Origin of the sequence: Treponema sp. UBA7567 (genome assembly GCF_002476655.1) — a bacterium.
Classification (GTDB): domain Bacteria; phylum Spirochaetota; class Spirochaetia; order Treponematales; family Treponemataceae; genus Treponema_D.
This window is the reverse complement of the sequence record NZ_DLLH01000010.1, coordinates 2,305-8,919: the sequence shown is the minus strand read 5'-3', so window position 1 is coordinate 8,919 and position 6,615 is coordinate 2,305. Positions and strand designations below refer to the sequence as shown.

9 protein-coding genes are annotated in these 6,615 nt (G+C 39.9%); 5 read left to right on the top strand and 4 right to left on the bottom strand.

From position 1 onward, the window contains the following. The 4 genes from B3Y13_RS00665 to B3Y13_RS09935 all read left to right on the top strand — a co-directional run. On the top strand, window positions 1-1,798 hold a 1,798-nt coding region (locus B3Y13_RS00665), incomplete at its 5' end, for a methyl-accepting chemotaxis protein (protein ID WP_296691995.1). A gap of 278 nt (window positions 1,799-2,076) precedes the next feature. Next, window positions 2,077-2,535, top strand: coding sequence for a pyridoxamine 5'-phosphate oxidase family protein (locus B3Y13_RS00660; protein WP_296691992.1), 459 nt, complete (start codon window positions 2,077-2,079; stop codon window positions 2,533-2,535). Window positions 2,536-2,716: 181 nt separating this feature from the next. Continuing rightward, on the top strand, window positions 2,717-3,373 hold the full coding sequence (locus B3Y13_RS00655) for a hypothetical protein (protein WP_296691990.1): 657 nt from the start codon (window positions 2,717-2,719) through the stop codon (window positions 3,371-3,373). Then, window positions 3,342-3,638, top strand: coding sequence for a hypothetical protein (locus tag B3Y13_RS09935; protein WP_296666973.1), 297 nt, complete (start codon window positions 3,342-3,344; stop codon window positions 3,636-3,638). The genes B3Y13_RS00655 and B3Y13_RS09935 overlap by 32 nt, the downstream gene beginning before the upstream one ends. Before the next feature lie 227 nt (window positions 3,639-3,865). Here B3Y13_RS09935 and B3Y13_RS00645 read toward each other — a convergent pair whose 3' ends face one another. From B3Y13_RS00645 to B3Y13_RS00630, 4 genes are all read right to left on the bottom strand, one after another. Then, window positions 3,866-4,255, bottom strand: a complete 390-nt coding sequence (locus B3Y13_RS00645; RefSeq protein ID WP_414717800.1) for a DNA methyltransferase — start codon at window positions 4,253-4,255, stop codon at window positions 3,866-3,868. A 94-nt stretch (window positions 4,256-4,349) separates the two neighbouring features. Then, the gene (locus B3Y13_RS00640) at window positions 4,350-5,219 is read right to left on the bottom strand and encodes a hypothetical protein (protein WP_296666970.1); all 870 of its coding nucleotides are present in this window, start codon (window positions 5,217-5,219) and stop codon (window positions 4,350-4,352) included. Window position 5,220: 1 nt separating this feature from the next. Continuing rightward, a complete protein-coding gene (locus tag B3Y13_RS00635) occupies window positions 5,221-5,457 on the bottom strand; it encodes a hypothetical protein (protein ID WP_296666967.1) in 237 nt (78 codons plus the stop codon). After that, window positions 5,458-5,847 (bottom strand): hypothetical protein, encoded by a 390-nt coding sequence (locus tag B3Y13_RS00630; protein WP_296666964.1) that lies wholly within the window; start codon window positions 5,845-5,847, stop codon window positions 5,458-5,460. It lies immediately after the preceding gene. A gap of 318 nt (window positions 5,848-6,165) precedes the next feature. Between B3Y13_RS00630 and B3Y13_RS00625 the strand changes: the two genes are divergently transcribed. After that, window positions 6,166-6,579 carry a Fur family transcriptional regulator gene (locus B3Y13_RS00625; RefSeq protein ID WP_296691987.1) on the top strand — a complete coding sequence of 138 codons (414 nt, stop codon included), beginning with the start codon at window positions 6,166-6,168 and terminating at the stop codon, window positions 6,577-6,579. Window positions 6,580-6,615: the final 36 nt, after the last annotated feature.

Here is a 6,615-nt window from a genome sequence, read left to right as displayed (position 1 = left end):
CCTAGCTCCGGCTTACTTGTTTATTACAGGAATTGCTACGATTGATGAATTTATCACTATCTTGCTTTCACCTTACATAATTCTTGCCTACGTGATTGCAATTTTGTGCCCGCTTGCTTTTTACAGTTTTCTAAAAAACAGAATTAAATCTTATGACGGAACAGATAAACATATCAGAAAAATAAACCTTTTATTGAAATATTCCGGCAAAATAATTTTTGCAATAAATTTAGTTTTAGGAATTGCAATGCCTTTTCTTGCCTGCTTCGTAATTCACTTAAAAGGCTCGCCATTTGAAGCATTTGAAGGTGAATCTCCATATCTTTCAATCGTTCTTATCTATACGGGCTTTATGCTGCTTTACGGAATAAGTTTTTACACAATTTTCAACAGCCGCTTCGAGCACTTCCTGCACTGGCTTCCGTTCGACAAATCTGTTGTAACTTCATCAAACCGAGAACGAATCATACTGCTGACGCTTGTAAACCTTTTGGGCTGCTTCCTTATCATCACGGCATCCTTTTTAGTTCCTAGCGTTGCATCAAACTCTTCGGTTTCGGGCGTTCTAAAAGTGATTTTCCCTGCGGCGGTATTCAGCTTTATTTCTGTAGGACTTACAACTTCCATTACAGCTTACGACATAAAAAATAACCTTAAGCAGGAAAAGCAGATTTTGGGAGCGCTTGCCGAAAAAAATTATGCGATAAAACACGCTCAGGTTGTTACAAGAAACGACTTCGGAATCATCATAAACGACTTGAACAACGCATACAAAATCATAAGAACGATTTTTCAGGAAATCAGCAAGGACGTAAATTCCACGCTGTCAGTTTCGTCTGAAGTTTCGGAGCATGTTGACCAGTCGATTTCAGAAATTGCGAATGTAAAGAACATTTCAGATTCCGTAAAGGACGAAATGATAAATCAAGTTGCTTCTGTTGAAGAGACAAGCGCAACTGTTGAAGAAATCATCAAGCACATCCGCCACCTGAACGATGAAATTGAAAAGCAGACATCGGCAATTGACCAGTCGTCCGCCGCAATCGAGCAGATGGTTGCAAACGTAAACGGAGTAACTTCAAGCCTTAAAAAGAACAACGGAACTGTCCAGGAGCTTGAAAGCGCATCCGAAGCCGGAATGAAAAAAGTCCACATTGCAAGCGAGCTTTCCGAAGAAGTTCTTGAAAAATCTTCATTGCTGATGGATGCAAGCAAAGTTATTCAGGACATCGCAAGCCAGACAAACCTTCTTTCAATGAATGCCGCGATTGAAGCTGCACATGCCGGTGAATTTGGAAAAGGATTTTCTGTTGTTGCTGACGAAATCAGAAAACTTGCCGAGCAGAGCAATGAGCGCGCAAAGTCAATTGAAAACAACCTTAGAAGCCTTTCTGAATCAATTAATTCTGTTGCCACAAATGCAAGCGAAGTTTCTGTTCAGTTCAACAACATTTATTCTCTCATAAAGAAAGTTCAGAACGAAGAGCTTATAATTTCAAATGCAATGACTGAACAGACTGAAGGCAACAAGCAGATTCTTGAAGGAATCAGCCGCTTAACAGAATCAACAGCAACTGTAAAGGACGGCGCTGCGGAAATGCTTAAGGGCGGCGAGCAGATTTCTGTAGAAATGAAGAATTTGAACAAAGTAACTTACGAAACAAACACAAAAGTAAATTCCATAAACGAGTCTGTTCAAAAAGTTACCGAGACTTTGGCTGACTCAAAAGAACACGTTCTGGAAAATTCAGCGAACGTTAAGTCATTAAACGAAAAAATGTCTGACTTTAAGTTTTAGTTTTTGCTTTTGGCACTGCTCCCCCTTTTATTTCATTCAACGAAAAACAAATGGGGAGCAGCTATTTTTTGCCGTAGTTTTTTGTTCCGCTGATTGTCTCTTCTATATTGGCCATAATTTTACATTTTTTAACACCGAAACAAAAACACATGCAAAGCCATATAATAAATATCTGTCCTGCAGCAAACTCTTGACTTTTACATTTCCTGCCATTATTTTCTTAGTTGTAACAATAAAAATCACAACAATACTTTCATCAAAAAAGCTCGGAGGCAATTATGGAACTTCGCGAAGTGGCGGCTTATCTTGAAAAAGTCGGGCTGCAGTATATGGCGACGATTGGTCTGGACGGAAAGCCGAAGGTGCGGCCGGTTCAGTTCATGGTGGAATACGACGGGCGGCTCTGGTTCTGCACGAACAGCAAAAAATCGATGTACGCGGAGCTTCTTAAAAATCCCTGGATTGACTTGTGCGCGTCAAAGCTGCTCGAAAACGAGATTCAGACGGCGTGGATTCGCCTGAGCGCAGAGGCGGTTTTTGAGGAAAATCTTGCGGTCAAGAAAATGATTATGAAAAAAAGCGCAATTGTGCATGAACTTTACGAAAACAATGCGGAGCATCCACTTTTCAAGGTTTTCTATCTTAAAAATATCAAGGGCAGCCTGAACAATCTTGGACACGTGAAAGGTCTTTCTGAGCGCGCGGATTTTGCAAAGCCGGAGGAGTTTGAATTTTGAGTGGATTTGAAGATTTGGAAAATTAAAATGCTAAGCTGGAGGATGACAGGTTGCCTTTTGTCATTGCCCGGCTTGACCGGGCAATCTCTGGCTTGTGTACGAGATTATCGGGTCGAGCCCGATAATGACAGATGATTTCAAGCCCGATAATGACAGCAAAATTAAAAAAACGAAATTAAATATGTTAAAAAAGCACTTTGTAAATATCGCAAACGAAAAAATCGAGACGCTGAAAGAACAGCTTGAAAAAGCGGAATGCGTCGTGATTGGCTCCGGCGCCGGGCTTTCTGCAAGCGCGGGATTTTCGTACAGCGGCGAGCGGTTCAAAAAATATTTTTCGGACTTTGAGACGAAATATCATTTTCACGATATGTACTCTGGCGGATTTGCGGATTTTGGCTCGCTTGAGGAAAACTGGGCTTACTGGAGCCGCTACATTTACATCAACCGATATATGCGCGCGCCGCTTCCGGTCTACGAAAAACTTTTTGAGCTTGTGCGCGGCAAGGACTATTTTGCAATCACCACGAATGTTGACCACTGCTTTCAAAAGGCCGGATTCGACAAAAAGCGGCTTTTCTACACGCAGGGCGACTACGGACTTTTTCAGTGCTGCGTTCCGTGCCACAAAAAGACTTACGGCAACGAAGAGGCGGTGAGAAAAATGCTCGTTTCGCAAGGATTCGGATTTGAGGACAGCGAAAACGAAAAAAGACGGCGACCTTGTTTTTCTGAGAAATCCTTTGAAAATGGAAATTCCGCCCGAGCTTGTGCCGCGCTGCCCGGTCTGCGGAAAACCGATGTCGATGAATCTTCGCTGCGACGAGACTTTTGTTGAGGACGACGGCTGGCACAAAGCGGCAAGACGCTACCAGAATTTTATTGAAAAGCACAAAAACGCAAGAACGCTTTTTCTGGAGCTTGGAGTCGGAGGAAACACGCCCGGAATCATAAAATATCCGTTCTGGAATCTCACGTACAAAAACAAAAACGCGTTTTACGCGGCGGTCAATATGGAAAAGGAAGAAGTTCCTGCGGAAATAAAACCGCGCTCCGTTCTGATAAAGGGCGATATTTTTAAGACGATTGAGAGTCTGATGTGATTAGTCTTGCATTCAACAGGAATTATCTGCGTTTCATTATACACATTTTTGCATATTTTTCACATAATGTCAGTTGTCAAACCGAATTTTCTTGCACTGTTTTTAGCCATATAGTCAGACTCGGTTCACGCAAGGCAAATTAAATGTGAGTGCGATTAAAGAAAAGAGAGAAAAAGAGATTTGTAAAAGGAGAATGTGAGGAAGAAAGAAAATTGCGAAAAATAAACTCACGCAGTTACCAGCACTTTTGGAGTTTTCTGTATAACAAGAATATTTTCATTATGAAGATTCTGCTCTTGTTTTTCTGAAATAGTAATAAATTCAAAATCGTTTTTAAAAAGTGCGGCATTTTCTTCATTCAGCTTTTTTCTTGCAACTTCTATCGCTTTTTGAGACTTGTCAATTCCAATCCACTTTCTGCCAAGTTCTTGGGCGGCAACCAAAGTTGTTCCCGAACCGCAGAAAAAGTCCATAACCAAACTTTCTGGATTTGAGGAAGTCTGGACAATGAGTTTTAATAGGTCAAGATTTTTTTCTGTCGGATAAACCGGATACTGGTAATCCTTAAAATCCCAAATGTCCTGAAGTTTTTTTCCTTTCTGCTCGTCCGCAAAAATTTTTCGGCGAGGAACTCCGTTTTTTGACCATTCAATCAGACCTTGCTCATCAAGTTTTTCAAGTTCTGCCGGAGAAGTTCGCCAGTGTCTGTTATCACATTATTTTATCAAATTGAGCCGCATCGACTTTTTTTGTTTTTATCGATTTTCGTGCGTTGTCAACGAAAGCGTAAAAGTCTTTATTCATATCAGCAAGAAAATTCATAAAATTTATATCGACAACGCTTCGCTCTCTTGCTGAAACAACGATTTCACTCTTTAAAGGATTTTCAAGATTCAATTTTATGACACCGATTCCATAGCCATTGTTTAAGCGCGAAATGTTTGAAAGAAAAGCTGCGTCAGTATCTAAATCCCCTACAACAAGATAGCCGTAATTTGCCCAAGCAGAATTTGAAACTGCCTGAAAATAACATTCTGTGATATTGCTTTTGTCAATTTTCAATTTAAGTTCAAAACTGTAGAACTGCATAACCTTTGTTGAAAAAAGCCCAAGTTTTTCGATTTCAGATTGAAAAAGCGGATTTAAGTCAAGGATTGTCGGATTTATGCCAACTATATCAGGATTTGTCCATTTTCCAATTTTGTCTTTTTTCTTCTGAACTTTTAAAGCGTTTATGGTTTTGCAGTAAACTCCGAAACGCTCTTTTGCAAATTTTACCAAATACGGATGCAAAGAAGATTCTGGTATTATGGTTGCTTCGGGAATATTTTTAGATTTCAGGAAAAAATGCTTTTTACTCTTCTTTACCTTTCCCTCATTTTGAATTCCAAAAACAGGATTGCTTCCGCTTGAATATTTTGTAAGACATCGGGCAACAGCAGACAATGGAACCTGAACTTTTTGAAGCTCTTCACATTCAGAATATTTTTCGTGTTTTTCTGCAATTGAAAGAATCTCACCTTGTGTAAGAGGAATTTCTGATTTTTCTAAAATATCGATTATAAGCTCAACCAGCTTCATTCTAAATCTCGCTTAAATATTCTGAAATATTCGCGTTTTTATATAAATCATAGGCTTCATCAATAACTTCATTCAAAATATCTTTTGTGTCATCTTCTTCACGATTAAAAATAACTTCCGCGAGGCAGACTAAGAAATACGGATTATTTGTTGGAAATCTGTCTTTGATTGAGTTTAGAAATTCGTAATCAGTGTTATGGAGAATTTTATCTTCAAGCAATTTTTGTGTATATTTCATTTATGCCACGTCCTTTTTCCTGTTCGTCTCTTTTGGCGCAGATGTTTTTTCAAGGATTCCATCAAGACCCATTTCATAAAGATAACTTGCAATTCGCTCAACAGTTTTTGGATTTCTTTCTATTGCGGAACGGTCGTTTTTTAAATATGAAACATAAGAATATTTTATCGGGAAAGGATGCTTTTCATCGCCCTGACCTTTTACTTGGTCAAGCAAAAGGTTTATCAAGCCTTTTGAATCGCGGTTCTGGAGCAATGTTTTTAATTTTTCTACAATGCCACTTGGCAAATCGCGTTTTTCATTTGCTGAAAGAGGATAAATTTTGAACAATTGGTCTAAATAGTCGTACTGATTGGCAAGTTCGATGCTTCGCTGTGTCCAAATGTTCATAATTTGTTTCTCCAGAATAAGTAGCGTTTATAAAATTACTATACACATTTTTTGACAAAACTTCCATACTAATTTTGAAATGAACCTGCCGCGAGTTTTTGCTTTGCAAAAACTAGGTGGTGAGCAGAATCTGCGAAGCAGATGGCGCGAACGCACGTTAGGGATTGGCATACCTGCTGTATGCTGCGAGTTTTTGCTGACGCAAAACTCGGGTATTTGACGTGTGCGCTTGCTGTGGTAACGCAAAAAAAATCTTGGATACCAATAAAACCGAAATTTTTTCTTGACAATTCTTTTTCATCTCGCTAATATGCAACCGTGTTGCAAAAGTCTTATCACACTAAAACTTCGGAATTGATTTCTCAGTTTGTTCAGGAAAGGACGGAAAGCGGATTTTCCGCGATGGAACTGCTTGCTTTTCTTTCTGAGCGCGGGGAAAGTGTGAACAAGACGACTGTTTACCGCAACCTTGAAAAACTGGTTGAAAGCGGACGGCTCATAAAGCGCAAGTCTGCTGTTTCTGACGGCTTTATTTATCAGACGGCGGAAGAAGACGGACAGTGCGGCGAGCATATTCACTTTCAGTGCGAAAAATGCGGCGCGATGATTCATCTTTCGGACAAGCTTACGGCGGATTACCTGAAGTCGGTTTCTGAGAACTTCGGCTTCAAGGTTGATTTTTCTTTGTCGTCACTGAACGGACTTTGCGAAAAATGCAGGACTTTGGAATGAACTCAAGGCTGGATTCAAAATTGAACAGGCTGCGCG